Annotated in this window: 26 protein-coding genes; 14 read left to right on the forward strand and 12 right to left on the reverse strand. The window is 62.2% G+C overall.

Annotation, left to right across the window (positions count from 1 at the left end):
- Positions 1–311: 311 nt before the first annotated feature.
- Entirely contained in the window at positions 312–476 is a 165-nt protein-coding gene (locus EG850_RS13360; RefSeq protein ID WP_185715080.1) for a hypothetical protein, read from the reverse strand.
- 232 nt (positions 477–708) lie between these two features.
- Between EG850_RS13360 and EG850_RS12735 the strand changes: the two genes are divergently transcribed.
- Entirely contained in the window at positions 709–1,131 is a 423-nt protein-coding gene (locus EG850_RS12735) for a hypothetical protein (RefSeq protein ID WP_124974070.1), read from the forward strand.
- A 132-nt stretch (positions 1,132–1,263) separates the two neighbouring features.
- Positions 1,264–1,473 carry a hypothetical protein gene (locus tag EG850_RS12740; RefSeq protein ID WP_124974072.1) on the forward strand — a complete coding sequence of 70 codons (210 nt, stop codon included), beginning with the start codon at positions 1,264–1,266 and terminating at the stop codon, positions 1,471–1,473.
- Here the strand turns inward: EG850_RS12740 and EG850_RS12745 are convergent.
- Both EG850_RS12745 and EG850_RS12750 read right to left on the reverse strand, forming a co-directional pair.
- The gene (locus tag EG850_RS12745; protein ID WP_214609563.1) at positions 1,470–1,880 is read right to left on the reverse strand and encodes an HIRAN domain-containing protein; all 411 of its coding nucleotides are present in this window, start codon (positions 1,878–1,880) and stop codon (positions 1,470–1,472) included. The two genes, EG850_RS12740 and EG850_RS12745, sit on opposite strands and share 4 nt — an antisense overlap.
- Before the next feature lie 414 nt (positions 1,881–2,294).
- Positions 2,295–3,122, reverse strand: a complete 828-nt coding sequence (locus tag EG850_RS12750) for a hypothetical protein (RefSeq protein WP_124974074.1) — start codon at positions 3,120–3,122, stop codon at positions 2,295–2,297.
- A gap of 214 nt (positions 3,123–3,336) precedes the next feature.
- Here EG850_RS12750 and EG850_RS12755 point away from each other — a divergent pair, with 214 nt between their 5' ends.
- Both EG850_RS12755 and EG850_RS12760 read left to right on the forward strand, forming a co-directional pair.
- Complete coding sequence (locus EG850_RS12755) at positions 3,337–3,768, forward strand: sulfate permease (RefSeq protein WP_235829344.1); 432 nt, start codon at positions 3,337–3,339, stop codon at positions 3,766–3,768.
- Positions 3,744–4,664: a hypothetical protein gene (locus EG850_RS12760; protein ID WP_124974076.1), complete on the forward strand. Its 921-nt coding sequence runs from the start codon at positions 3,744–3,746 to the stop codon at positions 4,662–4,664. Before EG850_RS12755 ends, EG850_RS12760 begins: the two co-directional genes overlap by 25 nt.
- A gap of 3 nt (positions 4,665–4,667) precedes the next feature.
- Here EG850_RS12760 and EG850_RS12765 read toward each other — a convergent pair whose 3' ends face one another.
- From EG850_RS12765 to EG850_RS12775, 3 genes are all read right to left on the reverse strand, one after another.
- On the reverse strand, positions 4,668–6,101 hold the full coding sequence (locus EG850_RS12765) for a flotillin family protein (RefSeq protein WP_124974078.1): 1,434 nt from the start codon (positions 6,099–6,101) through the stop codon (positions 4,668–4,670).
- Positions 6,102–6,164: 63 nt separating this feature from the next.
- On the reverse strand, positions 6,165–6,455 hold the full coding sequence (locus tag EG850_RS12770; protein WP_214609564.1) for a hypothetical protein: 291 nt from the start codon (positions 6,453–6,455) through the stop codon (positions 6,165–6,167).
- A 378-nt stretch (positions 6,456–6,833) separates the two neighbouring features.
- Entirely contained in the window at positions 6,834–8,501 is a 1,668-nt protein-coding gene (locus EG850_RS12775) for a formate--tetrahydrofolate ligase (RefSeq protein ID WP_124974080.1), read from the reverse strand.
- Positions 8,502–8,754: 253 nt separating this feature from the next.
- On the opposite strand from EG850_RS12775, the gene EG850_RS12780 reads away from it, so the two are divergent.
- The 3 genes from EG850_RS12780 (at position 8,755) to EG850_RS12790 (ending at position 10,173) form a co-directional block, all read left to right on the forward strand.
- Positions 8,755–9,447: a hypothetical protein gene (locus EG850_RS12780; RefSeq protein WP_124974082.1), complete on the forward strand. Its 693-nt coding sequence runs from the start codon at positions 8,755–8,757 to the stop codon at positions 9,445–9,447.
- A 129-nt stretch (positions 9,448–9,576) separates the two neighbouring features.
- Positions 9,577–9,780 carry an ASCH domain-containing protein gene (locus EG850_RS12785; protein ID WP_124974084.1) on the forward strand — a complete coding sequence of 68 codons (204 nt, stop codon included), beginning with the start codon at positions 9,577–9,579 and terminating at the stop codon, positions 9,778–9,780.
- Positions 9,781–9,870: 90 nt separating this feature from the next.
- Positions 9,871–10,173, forward strand: coding sequence for a hypothetical protein (locus EG850_RS12790; RefSeq protein WP_124974086.1), 303 nt, complete (start codon positions 9,871–9,873; stop codon positions 10,171–10,173).
- Here EG850_RS12790 and EG850_RS12795 read toward each other — a convergent pair.
- Positions 10,170–10,826 (reverse strand): NUDIX hydrolase, encoded by a 657-nt coding sequence (locus tag EG850_RS12795; protein WP_185715081.1) that lies wholly within the window; start codon positions 10,824–10,826, stop codon positions 10,170–10,172. The two genes, EG850_RS12790 and EG850_RS12795, sit on opposite strands and share 4 nt — an antisense overlap.
- 42 nt (positions 10,827–10,868) lie before the next feature.
- Entirely contained in the window at positions 10,869–11,735 is an 867-nt protein-coding gene (locus tag EG850_RS12800; protein WP_124974090.1) for a hypothetical protein, read from the reverse strand.
- A 150-nt stretch (positions 11,736–11,885) separates the two neighbouring features.
- Between EG850_RS12800 and EG850_RS12805 the strand changes: the two genes are divergently transcribed.
- Both EG850_RS12805 and EG850_RS12810 read left to right on the forward strand, forming a co-directional pair.
- Positions 11,886–12,527: a hypothetical protein gene (locus EG850_RS12805; RefSeq protein WP_124974092.1), complete on the forward strand. Its 642-nt coding sequence runs from the start codon at positions 11,886–11,888 to the stop codon at positions 12,525–12,527.
- A 103-nt stretch (positions 12,528–12,630) separates the two neighbouring features.
- On the forward strand, positions 12,631–12,960 hold the full coding sequence (locus EG850_RS12810; protein WP_124974094.1) for a hypothetical protein: 330 nt from the start codon (positions 12,631–12,633) through the stop codon (positions 12,958–12,960).
- A gap of 77 nt (positions 12,961–13,037) precedes the next feature.
- Here EG850_RS12810 and EG850_RS12815 read toward each other — a convergent pair whose 3' ends face one another.
- Positions 13,038–13,448, reverse strand: coding sequence for a DUF4870 domain-containing protein (locus EG850_RS12815; protein ID WP_124974096.1), 411 nt, complete (start codon positions 13,446–13,448; stop codon positions 13,038–13,040).
- A gap of 208 nt (positions 13,449–13,656) precedes the next feature.
- On the opposite strand from EG850_RS12815, the gene EG850_RS12820 reads away from it, so the two are divergent.
- The 3 genes from EG850_RS12820 (at position 13,657) to EG850_RS12830 (ending at position 16,296) form a co-directional block, all read left to right on the forward strand.
- Positions 13,657–14,205, forward strand: a complete 549-nt coding sequence (locus EG850_RS12820) for an NADPH-dependent FMN reductase (protein WP_124974098.1) — start codon at positions 13,657–13,659, stop codon at positions 14,203–14,205.
- A 178-nt stretch (positions 14,206–14,383) separates the two neighbouring features.
- On the forward strand, positions 14,384–15,574 hold the full coding sequence (locus tag EG850_RS12825; protein ID WP_124974100.1) for a CE1758 family FMN-dependent luciferase-like monooxygenase: 1,191 nt from the start codon (positions 14,384–14,386) through the stop codon (positions 15,572–15,574).
- A 38-nt stretch (positions 15,575–15,612) separates the two neighbouring features.
- Entirely contained in the window at positions 15,613–16,296 is a 684-nt protein-coding gene (locus EG850_RS12830) for a CE1759 family FMN reductase (RefSeq protein WP_124974102.1), read from the forward strand.
- Positions 16,297–16,518: 222 nt separating this feature from the next.
- On the opposite strand, the gene EG850_RS12835 is transcribed toward EG850_RS12830, so the two are convergent.
- On the reverse strand, positions 16,519–17,670 hold the full coding sequence (locus EG850_RS12835; RefSeq protein WP_235829345.1) for a PQQ-dependent sugar dehydrogenase: 1,152 nt from the start codon (positions 17,668–17,670) through the stop codon (positions 16,519–16,521).
- A 239-nt stretch (positions 17,671–17,909) separates the two neighbouring features.
- Here EG850_RS12835 and EG850_RS12840 point away from each other — a divergent pair, with 239 nt between their 5' ends.
- Positions 17,910–19,610 (forward strand): long-chain-fatty-acid--CoA ligase, encoded by a 1,701-nt coding sequence (locus EG850_RS12840; protein WP_124974104.1) that lies wholly within the window; start codon positions 17,910–17,912, stop codon positions 19,608–19,610.
- A gap of 90 nt (positions 19,611–19,700) precedes the next feature.
- Here the strand turns inward: EG850_RS12840 and EG850_RS12845 are convergent, their stop codons facing one another.
- On the reverse strand, positions 19,701–19,904 hold the full coding sequence (locus tag EG850_RS12845) for a cold-shock protein (protein ID WP_124974106.1): 204 nt from the start codon (positions 19,902–19,904) through the stop codon (positions 19,701–19,703).
- Positions 19,905–20,379: 475 nt separating this feature from the next.
- On the opposite strand from EG850_RS12845, the gene EG850_RS12850 reads away from it, so the two are divergent.
- A complete protein-coding gene (locus tag EG850_RS12850; protein ID WP_124974108.1) occupies positions 20,380–20,901 on the forward strand; it encodes an SRPBCC domain-containing protein in 522 nt (173 codons plus the stop codon).
- Positions 20,902–21,012: 111 nt separating this feature from the next.
- Here EG850_RS12850 and EG850_RS12855 read toward each other — a convergent pair whose 3' ends face one another.
- On the reverse strand, positions 21,013–21,378 hold the full coding sequence (locus EG850_RS12855) for an SDR family NAD(P)-dependent oxidoreductase (RefSeq protein WP_268878168.1): 366 nt from the start codon (positions 21,376–21,378) through the stop codon (positions 21,013–21,015).
- Positions 21,379–21,404: the final 26 nt, after the last annotated feature.

A 21,404-nucleotide genomic window follows, 5' to 3' on the forward strand; every position in this document is an offset into this window, starting at 1 on the left:
ACACATTTGGGGAAGGGTGTCTCGACACAGGTGGGGAAGCGTGTGGTGACACTTCGGCTGCCGCTACGTCAGTGGGGTGGGAAGGATAGCGTGAAACCAGACGCTGTCGGCTCGACAAATCGCAGAATGCACTAACTTCCGCTTGATTTCAAGCCCGAACGCGCCTCTGAAGTAGCTGTTGGAGGGGCGTTTCGCCGTTCGGGTGCGGTTCCGTTTCACAAAGTCGCGTAACAACTCCGCGGTGCGCTCACGGGGCGAGCGGAGGACGATTCGCAACACGCCGAGCGAGAATGATAGCTGGGCCGATTCGATCAGTTCGTCGTGACAGGACGGTCGAGCACCTTCGCCGCGTCAGTGACGCCGCGTTGATTGGCTTCGGGGAGGTGCGTCGAGAGATACATCTCAGTGGTGTGGCCCAAGAACGCGGTGCGCGCGGCAATCCGCAACGGTCGCTCGATGCCTTGATCGTCGGGCATCGATACCTCATCGAGTCGGGCCGTGGCGCTGTGGCGACTGCGGTGGAGTCGAATCGACGTCACGCCGGCATCGCGACAAGGGCGCCGTAAGCGGTCACTATATGTCTCGGGGCGTAGCCCCGCCCGAGCGCAACGCCTACGACGAGACTGCTGTGTGCCCATGCTTGCCCGGCCCTCGGGGGCCGGCGGCGTGGCGAGCCTTAAGCTTGCGAATCAATTCGACCGTGCCAGGGTGCACGAGTTCGACCGCGATGGTGCGCTTGTGCTGTGCGAATTCGCCGAAGGCGATGACTCACTCGCGATCCCGGAAGAAGTTCGAGCGGAAATACGACCGGCTTCGGCGGCACTTCCGCCCGAGCACGGCGTTGAGCACGTCGCCGCGCTCGACCTCGACCCCCGGCGTGATCTCACCCCACTCGTGGTCGGGCCCGCTGAGAGTCGTTCCGAGGGTCCCATTTTCGTCATTGCGTGGATGCACTGGCGACCTGCTGACGGCGCTGAGGGGCGCGCACACCTCGTTGAGGTGGAAGCCGCGGCCTTTCGCCAGTGCCATCTGTGCCAGGGCGCATGGCTGCGGTTCGACTCGATGCAAGCCGAGCAATTGACGGCGATCCTCGACCTGGCGGGCGTGCGCAGCGGTGAGTTCATGTTTTAGTTCCGCCGGCACGAACCGCCTTGCGTGCGGGCTCGTCGGTGTCCTGACGACCGGGCGTTGTCCCGGCCAGGCGATCTGGAGTTCCGAAACGAGTTCCTGTCCACACGACTGGTCGAGACTGGCCCGGCGATTGTGAAACTTCAGAAGCCGCCAGGCTCGCAGGACGGCATGGTGACCGCGGTCGGCATCGGTGTCGCTGACCTGCTCGACCGCTCGACGCCGGGCAACGGGAGCATCACCGTGCCCTCGGGTTCGCATCGCGTGCCCCGAGTTCGCCGTGTCGGTCGCGGCGCACAAGCGGGCACACGCCTTACGCCACTACGCCGCGACGAGGGGCGCTAGTCGGCGACGCCTGAAGCATCCCCGGCGATCCATGCGGCCGCGAATGCACGAATGGCGGGCGCTGTGGGTAGGTCAATGAACGGAACAACACTGCCCTCGGTATTCGGAGGGGCGCCACTGACTCGGTAGGCATCGGCCCCGATCCGGTCGAACTCGGGTGCAAGAATCACCGCCCTCGATGCAGAAACATGACCGACCTGTCGGCCTTCGGGCGAATACACGCCGACCGCATTCGAGTCGTATTCGTTGCGGGGATCGCGAACCAACATGAACGAATTCGCCACCGCGTGTTTTCGCTCATTCACGCTTAGGTAGAACGAGACGCCCTTGACCTTCTGACGAATCGTGTCGAGCCCGCTGAGGTCGACAACCTGGAGATCGTCGAGTTTTTTGCGTCGCCGCGTCACTCGCGAGTCCGCGAGCATCGAATCAACGACACGATCAACGCCTTGCATGTCGTGCCCGTGCTCGTGGCTGAACTCTTGCAACGTCCGAGCGTCGACGCCCTCGGCGTGCTCATCGAGTCGGTTGCGAGCAAGTTGATAGGCAGAGAGTCTATCGCTAGGCGACTCGACTGTCGGAGACGTTACGACGGTTCGCGGCGTCGGCTTCACCGTCGCCGTAGTCAATGGATCTTGCCTCTCTCGCCACTTCGTCATTGCGAAGTTCACGAACCATGCGCAGAAAGCAACGGCGGCAAGACTGAGCACTATCCCGAGCAATTCCATATCGTGAGGCTACGGGCATCCGACGGCGAGGACCCACTTGACTCGAGCGGCCGTTGACATGTCACACGAGGAACTACAATTAAGCGGTGAGCATTACGAGGTGGGTGGAGTCTGCTGATTCACGTTGATCGGCCGGACGCGATACTCGATATACGCGCGATGGTCGAATCCATTCGCGCGATGATATGAAGCGCCGGCAACAGCCATAAAGATCTCGGCGGCCACGGACTCGACAATGTCCTGCTCTTGCACTTCCCAAGTCAACTCGACTATCTCGTCCGAGTCTGCAACCAGGCGCTGGAACTCACGCCGTGTTGATCGAAGGCTCCACTCGATTTGGCGCTTGAGAGGGTCCACGCCAGAACAGCGGAAGGTCACGATGTCGCCGGGATGAAGAACCGTATGAGGCTGAGCTGAGCCTGCAAGTTCACGCATCTCTGCTACGAGATTGATTGCCGTGCCGAAGCTGTCGGCTACCATTTCTATCCGCGGGTAGTAGTCGCCTGCCGGATCTTGGGTCGTCATGTGAAGCGTCACCTTGTTTCTAATCTCGCCCGCAATTCCCGACATCATTTCGCGTTCAAAGACAACAAGATCTCGGCTATGGCTGGCAGTATTACGAATCCGCTCAAAGGTCTCTAGAAGTGGAAGCACACGCTTCTGTCTTCCCAGAGCATCAGCCAGCGGTCCCCAGTGCGCCTTCGCGATTTCGACCAGCTCGTACGTCTCGCTGTACTCCAGCCCGACAACGGGAGAAATGAAGACTCCAGGCCGCCGCCGCTGCTCATCCTCGCGCTTTTGCTCCCACTTCTCCCGCTGCTCGGCAGACGTGACACGTTGAAGCCAGCCCTTCCCATACGCCCGCCCGTACTCAACAGCCATCAGATGACGCAAGGCGCGTTCCAACGCCACAACGGCCATCGCGGGTTCTAGAGCTACCACTTGACTATGTTCCCATCTTCGCCCTCGCCGGCCCAGCGAGTTGGATACCTTCCGACTGCCTGGGGTCCGTCGTAGACTCGGAGATGAGGCGGCCTCTAAATATGCGCTGTCGCTCGTCGCGACAGTATGGCTCCACCGCTCGCGGGTGAGTCCTTCAAGGTTCTTGTCGCCGAGACCATGACAGGACTCCGCCATGCTCCGACTCATCTGGACCCTCAGCGTCCACACCCGCATCTTCCTGCGCCGCTACATGCCCACCAACCGGCTCCTCGATGCGATCCGCACCAGGCGCGGCCTCAAATGGGGCGTTCCTGCGATGCTCCTCGCGATCCCGTACCTCCTCGCCGCAGCCGTCTTCCGAGATCTCATCGAAGGAGGCGGACCGGGATGGCTGAACCTGCTGGTCCTGTTGTGCATCTGGAACTCGATGAAGTTGACCATCATCGGTCCCGTCAGCATGGTTCTCCTGCTACGGGCCAAGGCGCGTGAGCACATTGGGCGACGTCGATCCCGTCGAACCTCAGACCAGCTACGTGGGGAGCCTCAGGTTCCCGATACGAAGCACGAGACAATGGAGGCGATCGAGCGTGAGGAGTGGCAGTGCCAGATGTCGGAGAAGAGCTGATCTATCGCCTGCGTGACTACTCGCTCTCGGAGCATGTCAGGGTCGTCGAGATCGATACGCGCAAGAAGACGCCGCGCTACGTGGTCGAATTCCTTGACGGTGATAATGCCGGGGCCCAAGAGAACGTGCCTGGTGGGCGGCTCCGGGGCAACTGGTCCGACGTCGCGGCGTATGACGAACTCATGGCGAACTGGGAGCGGATCGACCAGGTGGAGCTTACCGACTCTGAGCAGACGGCAGTCGGTCAGGTTTTCGATCTGCTGATCCCTGAGGAAGTCGCAGAGTACGAGTGGTCGCCTGTCCGGTACGCGACCCGCGTTCACCAGCGGAATGCGTTGCAAAAGCTGATCGGGATCACCGTTGATGACCTACTTGCCCAGAATGAGGGTTTCGACCTGGATGGCGACGTCATGCTCTCGGCCGACGGCACGCTCGCGATCGCTGAGTGCGCATGCCGGATCAACCCCATGCCTGTCCTCGACTGGGTCCTGGAAGGCGAGAAAGACTACCGAGAGAAGAGCACCAACGGACGCGCTGCTGTCAGCTACGACAAGCACGCCTACACGACGTCACCGGAATGGGAGTATCAGTGGTATCTGGAACATGTTCGCCCCGTTCATGAGCTACTCCGCTCCTGGTGCGGTCAGCGTGCGGCAACGCTGCAAGAACGCCTTGGAGCTGCCGAGGCCGAGAACCGGCGCCTGAACGAGCTCATCAGCCGTATCTTCGAGGAACTCAAACGGCTTGGGTACTCGCAGGCAACTGACTACCTCATCCGCACATACGAGGAAGAACGAATCACGCCCGCGAACTACCGTCCCGTCGTTGATCGTCCGCTCAAGCCCTCCGAGATTCCGGTCCGATACGTCACAAGACCACGGCGCTGGGGCTACTGACTGCTACCAGCCATAGAGCGATCTGGACTTCATGAATGGCGAAAGGTCACTGTGCGAAGGCTCGGGAATCTCCGGGGGCTTCGCTGCGTGTGGGAGCGGGTTGATCCTGGATGCTTCAGCCTCGACCTGCGCCGCCCACTCCAGCGCTGCTTCTTGACGTTGACCCTCAAAGGGAGCTGCAACCTCGCGGATGGCTGCCGCGTACCGACGTAGGCGGTCTGCTTCTTCCCATTTCTCCGCTTGGCTCTTCATCGCATCCACTGTGAATTGTGCTCGGTACTTCTCTTTTGCGACAGCCCGATCCTTTTTCTCCTGCTCGCGGCGAGCGAGTGCCCGTTCTTGCTCGGCTTCACGATTCTCGATCTGGCGATCGTGGCGCAGACGGAGCTCTTCCAGTATCTGTGCCAGGTCCTCTTCCAAGCCGTGGTCTTCTGCGTCGTGCCAGCTACCGGCCCAGAACGTCCCACCCTCACCGTTGAGAACCAGGCCGAGCCGTTCAGCGGGGACTTCGTCGTAGTCGGGGAACAAGGACCCTCGCTGCACCCGCATGATCTCTCGCTGCGTCGGTTCATGGGGTTCTCTGAGCGTGTCCTGCGTGAACCAGAGCCGGAAGCTATCACCCTCGATGGAAAACTCGATCTCGTCCCGTCGTGGCGAATCACGGTACGTGTTGTTCGGATTTCTCGGCTGATTCAGCACGGCCTTGACGGACATCTCCCGCTCTCGTGCCGCGACGGTCAGTGCCTCGGTCAGACGCAGCGCGCGTTTACGGGGATCTCCAGTTACCTGGAACGTGTCGCTCTTGGAGAGAGCGGTGGTGACATCACTCGGATTATGAAGGCGACCGGGTACCGCAATGGGGTCAAGCGCCCTGGTCTGCCACTCCGGGAGCGGCTCAAGCGTTAGCGCCAACTCGTCACGGGAAGGCCAAGAGAGCGTGATCTGCATACCGTCGGGGATCAGACCTCGATGCTTCGCCAAGGTGATGAGACGTCTGTAGCTGGCCTCTTCGCTCCGCTCAACAACAAGTCGGTGCTCCACAGCCGCATTGAGCGCAAGTATGAACTGCTCAGTCTTGTTCGGCTGCTTCGCTCGGCGTGCGCCCTCTCCTGCCTTTCGCAGCGTCGATCTCTGAGGCGGAGGAGGCTCGCTCAGGCCTTGGGGCTCCGCGATGGTTGCTTGTCGCGGGTCATCAGCCGTGCCGGTTGGGACCTCGTCCGGATATGAGCCATGTTCGAGGTAGTAGCGGCCGTCATCAGTGAGCGCTGCCGACCATTTCTCACCACGGCCGCGCACCTCGATCAGACCACGGTTATGCAGAGCGCGCGCCGAGACGCGATGTGACCAGTCGCTATAGACGTCCTCCGGGCAGTCGTCCTTTACCCAGTTCAGCACTTCTAGCTGAACCGCATTGAGGGGACCTGCTCGTCTACTCACTCCTCAATTCTCCCGGACGCGCGGAAGCGATCTCCAGACTCGCGAGAGAGGAGGTGCCAAGACCTACGCCTCCAGGTCGGCCAGGTTCGTTGCCCATTCCTCGGTAACTGCCTGCATTGGGGCGAGCCTGTCAGGGAAGTCGTTGTGCCGGTTCATCGCGGAGGTGGCGCCGAAGCAGAACTCCCATCGCCCTGTCGGGGAGAACAGGCAGGCTGCGACGACATCGAAGCCATCGACCGGGTAGAACCTGGATGCGGGATCGTTTTGGGAGGCGTGGGTCTTCTGCACCTCGACCTTGAAGTTGCCGTTGGCGTAGGTCTTCGGGCTGGTGTTCTTGCACTCGACTCGAAGCATCCGCCCGTCATCGAGGGTGACGTTGAAGTCATGTTGAGCGTCGAGATCGAGACGCTCTACAGACGCCGAATGTCACCGCTAATGTCACCGCTACGTAAAAAGTGTTCGTGCGTGAGAAGGCATTCAGGGAGCGGTTCCAGCGCAGGGAATTAGCCCACAGTGACCCGTCGATACCTGCGTTCTGGACAGGGCACAACGGTCGGTAAAGCAACGGTCCGACACCTCGATACCGCAACTTCCAAAGGTGCAAGTGGTTCACCAACACGACGGGAAATGTCACCGCAAGAAACAGAAATGTCACCGCCAGCGACAACAGGTGTCACCGCCAGGGCTGACCTGCACCTGGGCGTCGACTATCTGAGTGCATGCACTTGACCGCTAGAACAACCCCACAACATCCCCGTCATCGAGCCGAATCCGCTCGGCGGCCGGGTGCCGCGGCAAGCCCGGCATCGTCATGATCTCGCCGACCAGGGCGACGACGAAGCCGGCACCGGCCGAGAGCCGCACCTCGCGAATGGGGATCTCGAATCCCTCGGGTGCCCCCAGCGCCTTCGGGTCGGCCGAGAACGAGTACTGCGTCTTGGCGAGGCACACCGGGAAATGGCCGAACCCCGACTCTTCCCAGGCCGCAAGCTGATTCCGCACGGCAGTGGGGAAGTAGACCGACTCTGCGTGGTAGATCTTCTTCGCGACGGTCTCGATCTTCTCGGTGAGCGGTGCATCCGTGGGGTAGAGCACTTCGAACTCAGCATCCCCTGCCTCGACGAGGTCGACCACGGCGCGACCAAGCTCCTCAGCACCGGCGCCGCCCTCGGCCCAGTGCTTCGACACGACTGCCTTCGCACCGTGCCGGGCGCAGTACGACTGCAGCGCGTGAATCTCATCCTCGGTATCTGCAGTGAAGTGGTTGATCGCCACGACCACGGGCACCCCGAAACGGCGCAGGTTCTCGATGTGGCGGCCAAGGTTCGCGCATCCGGCAACGAGTGCTGGCACGTTCTCAACCGACAAGTCGTCGACAGCCACGCCACCGTTGTACTTCAGCGCGCGCACGGTCGCGACCAGCACGACCGCCGCAGGCTCCAACTCGCCCACGCGGCAGACAATGTCAAAGAACTTCTCGGCGCCGAGATCGGCACCGAACCCTGCCTCAGTCACGACATAGTCCGACAGCTGCATGGCCGCACGAGTCGCCACGAGTGTGTTGCAGCCGTGCGCAATGTTTGCGAACGGGCCACCGTGCACGAAGGCTGGCGTGTTCTCGAGGGTCTGTACGAGATTCGGTTGCAGCGCATCCTTGAGCAGCACCGTCATCGCACCCGCGGCACCGAGCTGGGCTGCGGTCACGGGGTCACGGTTGAAACTCTCACCGATGACGATGCGTCCGAGTCGCGCCTCAAGATCGTCCAAGTCGCTCGCGAGGCAAAGAATTGCCATCACCTCGCTTGCCGCGGTGATGTCGAATCCGGTCTCACGCGAGTGACCATTCTTGGTGCCACCGAGGCCGATGATGGCGTCGCGCAGGGCCCGATCGTTCACATCCATCACCCGTCGCCACGAGACACGGCGCGGGTCGATGCGCAGCACATTGCCCCAGTGCAGGTGGTTGTCGATCATCGCGGCAAGTAGATTGTGCGCGCTCGTCACGGCGTGAAAATCGCCGGTGAAGTGCAGGTTCATGTCTTCCATCGGCACGATCTGCGCCATGCCGCCACCGGCGGCGCCGCCCTTCATGCCGAAGTTCGGCCCGAGGCTCGCCTCGCGGATGCACACCGACACCTGCTTGCCGATGCGGCTCAGCGCGTCGGCGAGACCAACTGTGGTGGTCGTTTTTCCTTCACCCGGCGGGGTCGGGCTGATGGCAGTCACAAGGATGAGGTTTCCCGTCGGACGATCGGCGAGGTCGGCGAGCTTCGCGTGCGTGACCTTCGCCTTGTCATGGCCGTAGGGCAGCAGATCTTCGGGCAAGAGCCCGAGCTTGGCGCCGATCTCGGTGATCGGCAGCATCTTGGCTTCTCGTGCGATCTCAATGTCGGTCTTCATTGCCCGTCGCCGTTCCCTCACTTGCCATCGCCGAGCGCGATGTCGTTTGCGCGCCAGCCTATTAGAACGGTCAGTGCGGAAAACGAAAGCGTCTCCGCTGAGCAACGAGACACATAAGGCCGCGAAAGTAAGCTACAGCGGAGACAAACCCATCATGTCACATTCCGTGGCTCAGCTGCATGAGTCAGGTCGCCATATCCTTCAGCGCTGTTTGCGTGTGTCGATGCCGACGAAACCTGGATACGGTTGAGACATGACCGGTGAAGCACCTCGCTCGCACGTTGGCAACGACGTTTCAGAGGCAAAGGGCCCCGCAGCCCGCAAGTCCAATCCAATTTGGTTCATCCTGTTGGCCATGGGGGCGATCGCCCTCGCCATCGGCGCATTCTTCGTCGGATCGTTCACGACTAAGCCGCTCATCGATGCCAGCGATGTCGTTGCCGTTGAAACCCAATCGAGTAGCACCCAGGTCATCGAGGCGGTAAAGCGCACCGAAGAGATCGCGCTCGCGAGCCTCGGCATCCAGGGAATCGAAGAGCGCACTGAGCACTCGACAGTGTTCGGTATCAAGGTGCCGGGTAGTGACCGCGCGCTCTACATGCAGTACACCTTCACTGCGAAGCTCGGCATCGACGGCAGCAAAGTGGACATCATTCAGGCTGAAGACGGCACCTACGAGATCACGATTCCCGAGTTCCTCTTCATTGGCCACGATGACATCGAATTCAAGCTCGTAACCGAGCAGAACGGTGTGCTCAGCTTCGCGACGCCTGAGATCGATGTGCTCGAGATGACGAACAAGATCCTCAATGACGACGCACAGCAAAAGTACGTCGACGACAATGCCGTCCTCTTGCAAGAGCAGGTTGAATCGTTCTACCGCGGCATTGTTGAAGCGATTGATCCGGATGCGGAGATCCGGTTCGCGTACGCCGACGACATTTAGCCTCTTGTCGCGATTCGTCCATCCGAATCGGGCTTGAGATCGGCTTTGCTCCGCGATGTCGGAGGGTGCCAATAACGTGCCAATCGAGCGCACGACTTGGCGCACGACTCGGCGACGGGAGGACGAATCATGTGGCCGTTTTCGCCCGCGCCTCGCGTGCTCGTTCGGGTCAAGTTCTGCGAACTCGCTGCAGTACCTCCCGTGAAATCAGGCAAGACCTACACCTATGTGTGGCGTGGGCGGCCGCGACCAAAGATCGGCTCGAGAGCATGGGTGCGAGCACTTAACGACAACGTCGTCGCCGTGATCGTGACCGACTTTGGTGCGGCTTAAGACCTCGAAGGTCACACGCCGAAATCGATCTTGCGGCCAGTGACCTCGGCCGAGGTGCGAAAGGCTCGCAGAAAGGCAAATAAGCAGGCCATGAAAGAACTCGAGGATGCAGCTGATTGGTTTGAGATGATGCGCGTTGCGGCGGGGTTGTCACCACGCCGCAAGCTCACTCGCACTCAGGTGCCGCGTGGCTACCCACCGATTCCGCCAGTGGATGGTGTGACGGTGAACTCACAACGAGCCGATGACTATGGCGCGATTTGGTGGTGCGCCTATCGGCAAGCACACGGGAGTGAGGCTGAGCGGTTCAAGGAGATTGCGGTGCGGTGGTACATCATCCGCTGTGCGCTCATCGAAATCGATGAGCTCCACTTCAAGATTGATGAGAACTAACTTCGCGGCGGCGGCAGCTCGAGCTGGTGGTCGGGGCTCGACTGCCAGCGCGGGTTGTCGCCGAGCTCGCTCAAAATCCAATCGAGCACGGCGCCGGTGAAGCCCCAAATGAGACCGCGCTCCGTGAGGAATCCCGGGCCGCGGAAGCCGACGCTCGTCGTCACCGCGACGCGCTTGTCGGCGTTGATGAGTTCACGCCGAGTCACCCAGACCGATTCATCGGCCTCATCATCGAGCGGTTCACCCTGCAACGCCGAGTCATCGACCCACGCGAGCACCGGGGTGACGAGGTTGCTGCTCACGGTTAACGCGAGTGGCGGCAGGCTGCCGATGACCGCATCCGCTGGCAATACGAGCCCGGTCTCTTCGTGCGTCTCTCGCAGCGCTGCCAACTCTGGCGACTCATCCTCATCGATACCGCCACCGGGAAACGCGAACTGCCCGGGGTGGTGTCGGTGGCGATCGGCTCGCCGCACGAACAGGAAATCGATGTCATCGCCATCCGGCCTTGCAAGCACGGCGACGGCACTGCGCCGAAACGTTCGCTCGTGTCGATTGTCGCCAAGCGGAAGTCGCGGCCAGCCCCATCCCGGTTGCGGATCGCGGGCGACCACAGTCGCGAGCCGAGTGCGCAGTGCGTGATCAGTGGTCATTGTCCAATCTTCGCCCATCGCGCTGCCGGATGCGGGATCCGGCTACTTGATCTCGTCATCCGCCTGCGGTTTCCGCCGCAGCCCAAAGAGCAGCAACAGCACGATGCTGGCGCCGACTGGGATGCTGAGCACGCCCAACACCCACATGAGATCCCCATAGAACCGGGAGATCCCCTGCGGATCAGCGAAGAGCGACACGACGTTGCCGAAGGCGTCGCCGAGGTTGCTTGACTTCGCCTCATCCTCGCCAAACACCCACAGGATGGGCGCCGCAAATATGGTCATGAGCATCACCGCGAACGCGCGCGAGACATTCTTCGCGCCCGCGGCTTCGTTCTCTTGCATCCGGCCGGTGAACGCCACGAACTGGTCGGAGCGGCGGAATGCGAACACTGGCACCACCACGAACACAAGTGCGAGCAGTGCTCCCATCATTGGCATCGCGACATTGATGAGGAACGTCAGCCCGAGAGTGGCGGTATAGGTCTCCGTCGCGCTCGACCCATGCACCTCTGGGAAGCGCTCCGCAGACGCGCTCGCGGCCGACCAGGTGAGCGCAGCGTGCACTGCCAGAGCCACCACCGTGAGCACCGGCCCCGGCACAAAGGTGCGCCAGACCGCCCGCGGCACGAACTCATCCAGGTTCTTCATGAGCACCAGCTCGGCAACGCACCAAAAACCGAAGATTGCGAAGGCGAGAAAGCCGCTGAAGCTGAGCAGATCGCTCGCGTAGGGGTCTTCGAGCACGCGAAACACGCTGAGCACCGAAACTACGAGCGTCGCGATCGCCAGCGCGATCATGGCCCAATTCACTTCGTTGCGAACGCGCTGCTGCCAACTCAATGTTGGCGCTCCCGAATCAGCGGCATCTGCGCCGAAGGTCACGTCGTCGTTGGCGTCTGCATCCATTGCTTTCTCGCTCCCTGGCTCGTCATTCGCGCGCGAGATTCTTCCCGCCACACTAGCGAGCACGCAGATGCGCGCGAATCCTCCCAAATCAGTACGCTGGTGCCATGCCGCGACGACGGCGTCGCACCACCCACACCAACCGGAGAACGCGTGACCACCAGCTCTGAGGCCAAGGGCGCCGACAGCGGCGCCGCTGGCGATGACGAAGTTGCTCACCTCGTCGACGAGGGGCTGCTCATCGCGAACTCCGCGCTGCGGATGCGCGTGAAGAATCGCATCGTCATGCAGGTGCTTGGAGAAGGCCGCCCGGTAGACGTGCCCGACTTCCGCGAGTTCGTGCGCGAGGAGGCGGCGGACCTCGTGGCCGAGAGCCGTGCATCCGCCGAACGACTCGCGAAGGAAGCCGCGTCGGCACGCCGCCGAACCCGCACCTCAGTGCACGCGAGCGACTACGTGCGGGCCGATTGGAAGGCCGTCGACCTCCGTTCACGAGTCGATGCCGCCCTCGCCGACGAGCTCGAACGGCTCGTCACAACGCCCGAGTTTCGCCGCGAGATTGCCGAGGAATCACGCCGCGTCGCCATGGACGAAATGTTCCGCGCGCGGATGCTCACGACCGACACCCGGCCCTACGGTGACGATGAGCAGGATGAACGGGATGAGCAACGACGTGAGCTCGGCAAAGAACTTGAGGACCTCGTCCGCGAACACGATGCCGAAGAGCGGCGCGCCGAGCGCAAAGAACGCCGCCGCGAAGTGTGGCGCAGGCTCATGCCGAAGCGCGGCCGCTAACTTCGCCGCCCCCAAATTCGTGATTGGTAGCTGGCCCGCCCCAGCAACATTGGCGTCAACGAGCCGCCCGGCTCTCAAGACACGTCAATGAAAGGGCGTTCCAATGTTCGAATACTGGTCGCATTTTGAAACCCTCATGGTCATCAGCTCGATCTTCGGCATCGTTGTCAGCCTGCTGCCGATGAAGTCGACCACGATGCTCATGTGCATTGGCGGCATCCTGATCAGCTTGGCCTTCATCGGTTTTGCGATCTTCACCTCATCGCTCGACTCGTTCCGCTTCCCGTTCTATGTGATCTTCGGCCCGGCCCTCTATGGCATCTGGCTCATCACGAACTTCTTCCGCACCGGCTTCGGGCGCAACTCGACGCAGGATGCGCAACAACAGCCCGCAAATCACTACGTGCATCAGCCCAATCACTACCAGCAGTAGCGCTCGCACACGGCAGTGCCCCCGCATCCGAATGGATGCGGGGGCACTGGTGGTTTCCGTACGTCGCCGAAGTGTTGCTACTTGAGCAGCGGCACGTTCCAGGGGTAGCGGTACTGGTTGCCGCCGGCGGTGCGGATCGCACCCCACACGCCGAGGATGATCGCCATGACCGAGCTCACGAGGAGCATGAGCAGGCCAATCGGGAACAGGACGATGGTGAAGATGAGGATCCAACCGACGATGCCGGTGAGCCACATGGTGATCTGGTAGTTGAACGACTGGGCTGCGGCCGTGCGCACAAACGGCGAGCGGTCCTTGTAGATGAGCCAGACGATGAGGGGACCCACAAAGCTCAGCCAACCGGCCGAGACAATCGCGGCAATCGGGGCGGAGAGGTGGGCGACGACGGCCGCGGTGCGGTCTTCACCGTTCGGGCCGGCTTGGGGATGCGGGGTGTAGGGCTGCTGGGGCGAGGCGGAAGTGTTCATGTCTCAATAGTTCACCGTGTGCCTGACCGGTGGCACCAGGAAGACCAACAAGGTGGTGGGGGATAACCACCACTCGCGATATTGCGCGAGTGGGCACTTCGAGAGCCTCAGTGCGCGAGCGGGGGGCCGCTGTGTGTGAACTAATGACTATTCATCATGTTGTGGTTATAGTTGTAGGTTGAACTTTTTACCCAGCTCAGGAGGACTTATGAAGATCGGCATCATCAATGGTTCGATTCGCGATGGCCGCGCCGGTGCCGGCGTTGGCGAGTTTGTGAAGGAAATCGCTGACGCACGCGGCGGCGACGTGAACTATGAACTCATCGATCTCAAGTCGTTTAACCTGCCCCTGTTCACCGGCGACACGCTGCCGATGATGATGAACAAGCAGTACGACACCCCCGAAGCCACCGCCTGGAGCCAGGCCATCGACGCCTGCGACGCCTACGTCGTCATTACTCCCGAGTACAACCACTCGGTTCCTGGCGCCCTCAAGAACGCGTTCGACTCGCTCGGCGCCGAGTGGGTTGGCAAGGTCGTCGGCTTCGTGGGCTACGGCGCCGTCGGTGGCGTGCGTGCGATCGAGCCCTGGCGCACCATCGTTGCCAACTTCTCGATGCACGATGTGCGCGCCGAGGTGAACCTCAACCTGTTCGTCGACTGGAACGACGAGGGCTTCGCGCCGACCGACCGTCGCGCTGACGAGGTCAACGCCGTGTTCGACGCCGTTGAGGAACTCGCTGCGAAGCTGGCGTAACTACACCCAATCAGATGCCCGTGGCCGCCTGGCTGCGGGCATCTGTGCGTCTGCAAAAGTAATTTCAGGATGCGGGAATAGCTTCTGACGCCGGGCGTTACCTTCACTGTCCGGTCCATGCAAAAGCATCGACCTAGAACTTTCTCTCACACCTAGAGAACACCCCACAGGAGCAACCATGCAGTTCGGCATCATGTCCGTGAGCGATGTCACTCGCAACCCCGTCACCGGCGAGACGCCGAGCGAGGCAGAGCGCATCCAAGCCTCGATCGCCATCGCGAAGAAGACCGAAGAAGTAGGCCTCGACGTCTACGCCATCGGCGAGCACCACAACCCGCCGTTCTTCTCATCGTCGCCGACGACCCTGCTTGCCGCGATCGCCGGCCAGACCGAGCGCATCCAGCTGACCACCTCGACGACGCTCATCACCACCAACGACCCCGTGCGCATCGCCGAAGAGTACGCGATGCTGCAACACGTCGCCGGTGGCCGCATGGACCTCATGCTCGGCCGCGGTAACACGGCCCCGGTGTACCCGTGGTTCGGTCAGGACATTCGCCAGGGACTGCCGCTCGCGCTCGAGAACTACAACCTGCTCCACCGCCTCTGGCGCGAAGACGTCGTCGACTGGGAAGGCAAGTTCCGCACGCCGCTGCAGGGCTTCACCTCGACCCCGCGTCCGCTCGACGATGTGCCGCCGTTCGTGTGGCACGGCTCGATCCGCACCCCCGAAATCGCTGAGCAGGCCGCGTACTACGGCAACGGATTCTTCTCGAACCACATCTTCTGGCCCTCCGACCACACCAAGCGCATGGTCGAGTTCTACCGTCAGCGCTACGAGCACTACGGCCACGGCACCGCCAAGCAGGCGATCGTCGGCCTCGGTGGCCAGGTGTTCGCAGGCAAGACCACGCAAGAAGCGTTCGACCGCTTCCGCCCCTACTTCAACGAAGCCCCGGTCTACGGCCACGGCCCGTCGCTCGAAGAGTTCTCGAGCCGCACCCCGCTCGCCGTTGGCAGCATCCAGCAGGTCATCGACAAGCTGATCAGCTTCCACGACACCGTGGGCGACTACCAGCGTCAGCTCTTCCTGCAGGACCACGCCGGCCTGCCGCTCGAAATGGTGCTCGAGCAGATCGAGATTCTCGGCACCGAGATCATCCCGGTCGTGCGCAAGGAACTCGACAGCCGCCGCGACCCCGAGGTGCCGGACGCCCCGACCCACGAGTCGCTCGTCAAGGCGAAGTACGGCGACGGCCCGGTGCGCCAGCCCCGCCCACAGGCCAACCGCGGCGACAACGTGACCGGCGGCTCGCCCTACCTCGACACCGACGACCTCGCGGCCTCGGAATTCGAGTCCTCGAACTAATTTCGCTCTGACCGCATCCGCAGAATAGAGAAGACAGCGTGACTGACAGCACTCAGACCGGCGACTACCGCCTCGTCGTCATCAACGGCGGCACCTCCGACCCCTCGTCGACGCGCATGCTCGCTGACCGCATCGCTGATGCGGTCGCGAAGGCAGCGAAGACGAAGGATGCGCGAGTGCGGATCACCACGATCGACCTGCGTGATCTCGCGACCGAGATCACCACGGGCATCGTGACCGGTCTGCAGGGTCCTGGCCTCGAGGCTGCTTCGGCGGCGCTCGGCGCGGCCGACGGCATCATTGCCGCCTCGCCGGTCTACAAGTCAGAGACGAGCGGTCTGTTCAACTCGTTCATGCACGTGCTCGACCGCGACCTCCTTATCGGCAAGCCGGTGGTGCTCGCGGCAACTGCCGGCACCGCTCGCCACGCGCTCGTGGTCGATGGTCAGATGCGTTCGCTGTTCGCCTACCTGCGCACGCTCACCACGCCGACCGCGATCTTCGCGTCGACCGAGGACTGGAACGATTCGGCGTTGAGTAAGCGCATCGAGCGGGCGGCGCTCGAACTGTGGCTCCTCATGGAGATGCGGTTCGCAGATCGCCTGCGCGAAGCATCCTGGTCGAGCTACCAGCACGACTTCGGCAGCGCCGGGGGCACAGAGCTCGGGATCAACCTCGATAGCGACCTCATGCGCCTGGCAACGGGTGGCAGCCTGAAGTAGCGCTCAATTCGCCAAGTGGCACCGCTACATGCGGTGCCACTTGGCGTTTCCGCGCGCCAAATGGAACTTGGTGCGTGCCGAATGGAACCAGCTGCTTCCCAGTGCTTGCCGAGCAGGATGCAGTGATCAGGGGTTTTCTGTGAAGCGCGGCTCGCTCAGGTTCCGGAAGGGACGAATTTGATTCCGGAAGGGACGCAGCCGGTTCCAATTGGCACGCACACGCTACGCGGGCTGCAATTGCACGCGCACGAGCCGGTCGTCGTTCTCGCGCGGGTTGCCACGGCCGTCGGTATTGTTCGTGAGCAGCCACAGCGAACCATCTGGCGCGGCAAAGACATGGCGGATGCGGCCAAATTCGCCCGCGAAGTACTCCCTCGAAGTTGCCGGGTCGCTCGCCGGCACCACTCGCAGCAACTGGCCGCGCAGATTCGCGATGAAGATGGAGTCGCCCACGATGGCAATGCCACTCGGCGACGCCTCGCTCGGCGCCCACTGAAGTACCGGATTGATGAAGCCGTCGGCGTTCGCAATGCCTTCGACCGTCGGCCAGCCGTAGTTGCCGCCGGGCACGATGATGTTGAGCTCATCCCTGGTGTTCTGTCCAAATTCCGCGGCATACATCGTGCCATCGGCCGCCCAGGCGAGTCCCTGCGGGTTGCGGTGACCGAGGCTGAAGACGGGGGAGCCTGCGAACGGATTATCCGCGGGCACCTCGCCCTCGGGCGTGAGTCGCAGGATCTTGCCGGCGAGACTCGCCGCATCCTGCGCGAGATTCGGCGAGGCGGCATCGCCGGTCGTGATGTAGAGCATGCCGTCGGGGCCGAACTCAATGCGGCCGCCATTGTGGGTTGACGCCGCGGGAATCCCTTCAATGATCGTTTCAGGTTCACCGAGCGTAAGCGAACCGGGGCTACCGCTCACGGGAAAGTGCTGGACGCGATTGCCATTGTCGCCAGTGGAATAGGCATAGAGATAGCTGTCGAGCGTCGCGAGCCCAAGAAGGCCACCTTCGCCGCCATGACGCACCCCCGGAATAGTGCCGACCACGACATTGCCCGCCTCGGTGAGTTCGAGCACCCGCCCAGTATCGCGCTCACTCACGAGCACGAGGTCGTCAAACATCACCACCGACCAGGGGCTCTCGAGGCCGTTGGCAAGCGTCTCGGTGTTGCCGCTCGGCATGAACGGACCGGTGGGTGCGGCATTCGTCTCACTTGGGGTTACGGCGGGTGATTCCGGCGACGTAGTGGTTGTTGCCGGAACCGTTTCTGATGGCGAGCTGCTCGCATCCGGGTTGCTCGTCGCAGTGCAGCCGACCAGTAATAAGCACGAGACGGTCGCGAGGGTGATGAGTGGTCGTGTTGGCGTTGGCACAGCGGCTCCTCGTGCTCACGCGAGTGTTTCGTCGCGGGTGGGCGTGTGCTCCATTGCACCGGAACTTGCTCCACGTGACCCGAAGGTGCCAGCAACGCGCGACTTGACGCATCCATCGAGCGCCCAAGCATGGCCACCTACGCTAGTGAACATCGGTCTGGGTTCCGCGAGTTCGGCCGTATGTCACCGCGACCGAACAGCTCGTCTGGTTGCATCCCATCGAGCAGAGAGATCCACTTATGACTGCTTCGACACCGTTTTCTAGCCGACCGTGGCTGAGCTCGTACCCCGAAGGCGTGCCGGCTGAGATCCCCGAGATCACGCACACGCTGAGCGACATGCTCGAACAATCCGTGCAGCGCTTCAAGCATCGGCCCGCGCTCGAGTTCTTCGGCAAGCGCTCGACCTATGCCGAACTCGGCGATGAAATTGAGCGGGCGGCACAGGGACTGCGCAAACTCGGCGTCAAAGCCGGGGATGCGGTTGCCATTGTGCTACCGAACTGCCCGCAACACGTGGCCGCGTTCTATGCCGTGCTTCGACTCGGTGCGATTGTCGTCGAGCACAACCCGCTCTACACCGACCGCGAGCTGCGCCTGCAATTCGAAGATCACGGCGCGAAGTACGCCATCGTTTGGGACAAGCTCGTCGACCACATTGCCGACCTCCCGCGTGATTCGCGGCCCCAGCACATCGTCAGCGTCAACCTCACCCACGCGATGCCGTTGAAAACCAGGATGCTGCTCAAACTGCCGGTGCGAAAGGCGCGCGAATCGCGGGAGCTGCTCACCTCGAATCCACGCCACCGTGCGCTCACCTGGGAACAGCTTGCCGGTGGCAAGCGCATCTCGCGTCGAGTACCGCATCCGACGCTCGACGACGTTGCCCTCTTGCAGTACACGAGCGGCACCACCGGCCAGGCCAAGGGCGCGCGGCTGACGCACCGCAATCTGCAAGCGAATGCCATGCAGGGTCGGGCTTGGATTCCCGGCCTGCGCGAGGGTGAGGAAGTGTTCTACGGCGTGCTGCCAATCTTCCACGCCTATGGCCTCACGCTCTGTCTCACCTTTGCGATGCAGATTGGCGCGATGCTCGTGCTCTTCCCGAAGTTCGATCTCGAACTCGTGATCGCCGCGGCCAAGAAGAGCGCGCCAACGTTCTTGCCCGCAGTGCCGCCGGTCTATGATCACCTGTGCCGCGCAGCAGCGGCGCATCGCATTGATCTGCGTAGCATTCGCTACGCGATTTCGGGCGCGATGAGTCTGCCGGTGTCGACGGTGGATCGCTGGGAAGAACTCTCGGGCGGGCTACTCGTCGAGGGTTTTGGGATGACCGAAGCCTCACCGATCGGGGCGGGTAACCCAATGGGTCCCGCACGCCGACCCGGCACCGTAGGGCTCCCCTTCCCGAGCACGGAAATCCGCGTGGTGAACCCCGATGACCCGTCGGTCGATCTTGGCCCCGGCGATACGGGCGAGTTGCTGCTGCGCGGGCCGCAGGTATTTGGCGGCTATTTGAACAGGCCTGAAGAAACCGCCGCGACACTCCTCGCCGATGGCTGGATTCGCACCGGCGATATCGTCACCGTCTCGGACGACGGTTTCATTACCGTCGTCGACCGGCTCAAAGAACTCATCATCACCGGCGGATTCAATGTCTCACCCTCCGAGGTGGAAGAGACGCTGATCTCGCATCCCGATATTGACGACGCGGCGGTCGTGGGGCTGCCGCGCGAAGATGGTGGCGAGCAGGTCGTCGTCGCAGTCGTCTATCGCGAAGGTGCGGTCGTCGACACCGAAGCGCTTCGCGACTTCTGCCGGACTCGGCTCACGGCCTACAAGGTGCCGAAGCGCATCGATGCCGTCGAAGAGTTGCCGCGCTCGCTCGTCGGCAAGGTCTTGCGCCGCGAGGTGCGCGAACTGCTGCTTTCCCGCAAGTAGCTCGGGGAGAGTAGGTCACAGAAAGCAGTGATGGGGCGTCCACCGAAGTGGACGCCCCATCAGCTCGGCATGATGCCGAAGTCTGAGTGACTAGAGCGCGCGAATGTTGGTCGCCTGCGGGCCCTTCTGGCCCTGCTCGGTGTCGAACTCAACCTTCTGAGCCTCTTCGAGGTTGCGGTGACCCGAACCCTCGATCTGGCTGTAGTGCGCGAACACGTCGGCCGAGCCATCGTCGGGTGCGATGAAGCCGTAGCCCTTTTCGGAGTTGAACCATTTGACGGTGCCAGTGGCCATGTCGTCATTCCTTCGTTGTTGTGGGCCCCATTGTTGGCGGCCCGCAGATCCGAGACGACGGCGTCGTCCCGGAGATTTTGGACCTGCGTGCGCCACGGATGCGTGGCTGCCGGCAAGCCCAAGCTTGGGAGAGTGCGAAACACGAACCGCGACCGCTCCTGCGAGCTCGTCATCGAGCATCGCTGAAAGGAGCGGGGTTACTGCGGGTACTGCGTGAAAAGAAATGAGGTGCTTCGCATTCATGGTGCGACCGAATGGTTACGGTCGCGGTCAAACAAGTTTCGTGAGCGCACAGTAGCTGTGCACTGAGTTTCGAGCGGATATTGGCCAATGGCCGGGTGAGACATGTGGAGTGTAGCCGCCTTCGGTAACGACTTTGGCACATCAAGCGGCGTCAACAAGCAACACTATCGCATGCTGATGCATGATTACGGATGTGGTCACAATTGTGACCGAGGTGCAGAAAAGGATCACGATGTCACCCACAAACGCAGCCACCGGTCGTGCCGAACTTCGAGACGGAAAACCGCATTTGGTGCTCGAGCGCACCTTCTCAGCACCCATCGAGCAGGTCTGGGATGCGCTGGCCAATTCGGTGCGCCTCGAACAGTGGATCGGTCGCTACACGGGCGACCCCGCATCTGGCGAGATTGACTTCTACATGACGGCGGAGGCGGTGGATGCGCCGGCCGAGCGGTGCCAGATCCACGAGTGCCAGCCGTGGCGCCGTGCGGTGCTCGAGATTCCGGGAGCGGGTGAGGGCGTGCGGTGGCTACTCACGCTCGACTACGCGCAGGAGGGCGAGGGCACGCGCCTCGTGTTCGCGCACGAGCTTGACGATGCGGAAATGGCCGCGAGCGTGGGCCCGGGCTGGGAGTACTACCTCGATCGCTATGTCGCTGCGGTTGAGGGGCGCGATGTTGCCTCGGCGGTGTGGGATGAGTACTACCCGGCGCAGGCTGACCACTACCGGGATGCGCTCGCGGCCATAGTGTAGGCGGCGCTTCGAGGGCCTCAGCGCACGGCAACAGTGTGTGCTGAGGTTCTCGAAGCACGAGGTGGACCTCAGCGCAGGTGATGGCGCGGGCTGGGGCGCGCAAAGCACGAGCTACAGGCGCGCGCCGCCGGAGGCTTCCAGGCGCTGGCCGGTGACGAAACGGCCCGCATCGCTCGCCAAGAAACGCACGACATCAGCGACGTCTTCCGGTTGGCCAATACGGCCAAGCGCGGCCTCTGCGGCAACTGCCTCGCGGGCACCCGGCGCATTGATCCAATCCGAATTGATCTCGGTATCAATTGGACCGGGTGCAATTGTATTCACGGTAATGCCGCGCGTGCCCAATTCTGGTGCAATTGTCCGAAGTGCACCTTCTAGTCCCGCCTTCGACGCCGTATAAGCAACATGTGCTGGAGAAGTTATTCGAGTGAATGCCGTTGATATTCCAATTACCCGGGCATTCTCGGCTCTTCGCAGTTGAGGGTGTAGCTGGGGTCCGCGGG

Source organism: Gulosibacter macacae (genome assembly GCF_003865375.1).
In the GTDB taxonomy this organism is placed as follows: Bacteria; Actinomycetota; Actinomycetes; order Actinomycetales; family Microbacteriaceae; genus Gulosibacter; species Gulosibacter macacae.

Excerpts from the sequence above, each read along its gene's own strand:
- EG850_RS12775 (WP_124974080.1), bottom strand. The coding sequence starts at position 8,501 with ATGAAGACCGACATTGAGATCGCACGAGAAGCCAAGATGCTGCCGATC.
- EG850_RS12800 (WP_124974090.1), bottom strand. The coding sequence starts at position 11,735 with ATGGATGCAGACGCCAACGACGACGTGACCTTCGGCGCAGATGCCGCT.
- EG850_RS12785 (WP_124974084.1), top strand. The coding sequence starts at position 9,577 with ATGTGGCCGTTTTCGCCCGCGCCTCGCGTGCTCGTTCGGGTCAAGTTC.
- EG850_RS12750 (WP_124974074.1), bottom strand. The coding sequence starts at position 3,122 with ATGGCCGTTGTGGCGTTGGAACGCGCCTTGCGTCATCTGATGGCTGTT.
- EG850_RS12840 (WP_124974104.1), top strand. The coding sequence starts at position 17,910 with ATGACTGCTTCGACACCGTTTTCTAGCCGACCGTGGCTGAGCTCGTAC.
- EG850_RS12755 (WP_235829344.1), top strand. The coding sequence starts at position 3,337 with ATGCTCCGACTCATCTGGACCCTCAGCGTCCACACCCGCATCTTCCTG.
- EG850_RS12845 (WP_124974106.1), bottom strand. The coding sequence starts at position 19,904 with ATGGCCACTGGCACCGTCAAATGGTTCAACTCCGAAAAGGGCTACGGC.
- EG850_RS12825 (WP_124974100.1), top strand. The coding sequence starts at position 14,384 with ATGCAGTTCGGCATCATGTCCGTGAGCGATGTCACTCGCAACCCCGTC.
- EG850_RS12850 (WP_124974108.1), top strand. The coding sequence starts at position 20,380 with ATGTCACCCACAAACGCAGCCACCGGTCGTGCCGAACTTCGAGACGGA.
- EG850_RS13360 (WP_185715080.1), bottom strand. The coding sequence starts at position 476 with ATGCCCGACGATCAAGGCATCGAGCGACCGTTGCGGATTGCCGCGCGC.
- EG850_RS12810 (WP_124974094.1), top strand. The coding sequence starts at position 12,631 with ATGTTCGAATACTGGTCGCATTTTGAAACCCTCATGGTCATCAGCTCG.
- EG850_RS12790 (WP_124974086.1), top strand. The coding sequence starts at position 9,871 with ATGAAAGAACTCGAGGATGCAGCTGATTGGTTTGAGATGATGCGCGTT.
- EG850_RS12795 (WP_185715081.1), bottom strand. The coding sequence starts at position 10,826 with ATGACCACTGATCACGCACTGCGCACTCGGCTCGCGACTGTGGTCGCC.
- EG850_RS12780 (WP_124974082.1), top strand. The coding sequence starts at position 8,755 with ATGACCGGTGAAGCACCTCGCTCGCACGTTGGCAACGACGTTTCAGAG.
- EG850_RS12770 (WP_214609564.1), bottom strand. The coding sequence starts at position 6,455 with ATGCTTCGAGTCGAGTGCAAGAACACCAGCCCGAAGACCTACGCCAAC.
- EG850_RS12820 (WP_124974098.1), top strand. The coding sequence starts at position 13,657 with ATGAAGATCGGCATCATCAATGGTTCGATTCGCGATGGCCGCGCCGGT.
- EG850_RS12815 (WP_124974096.1), bottom strand. The coding sequence starts at position 13,448 with ATGAACACTTCCGCCTCGCCCCAGCAGCCCTACACCCCGCATCCCCAA.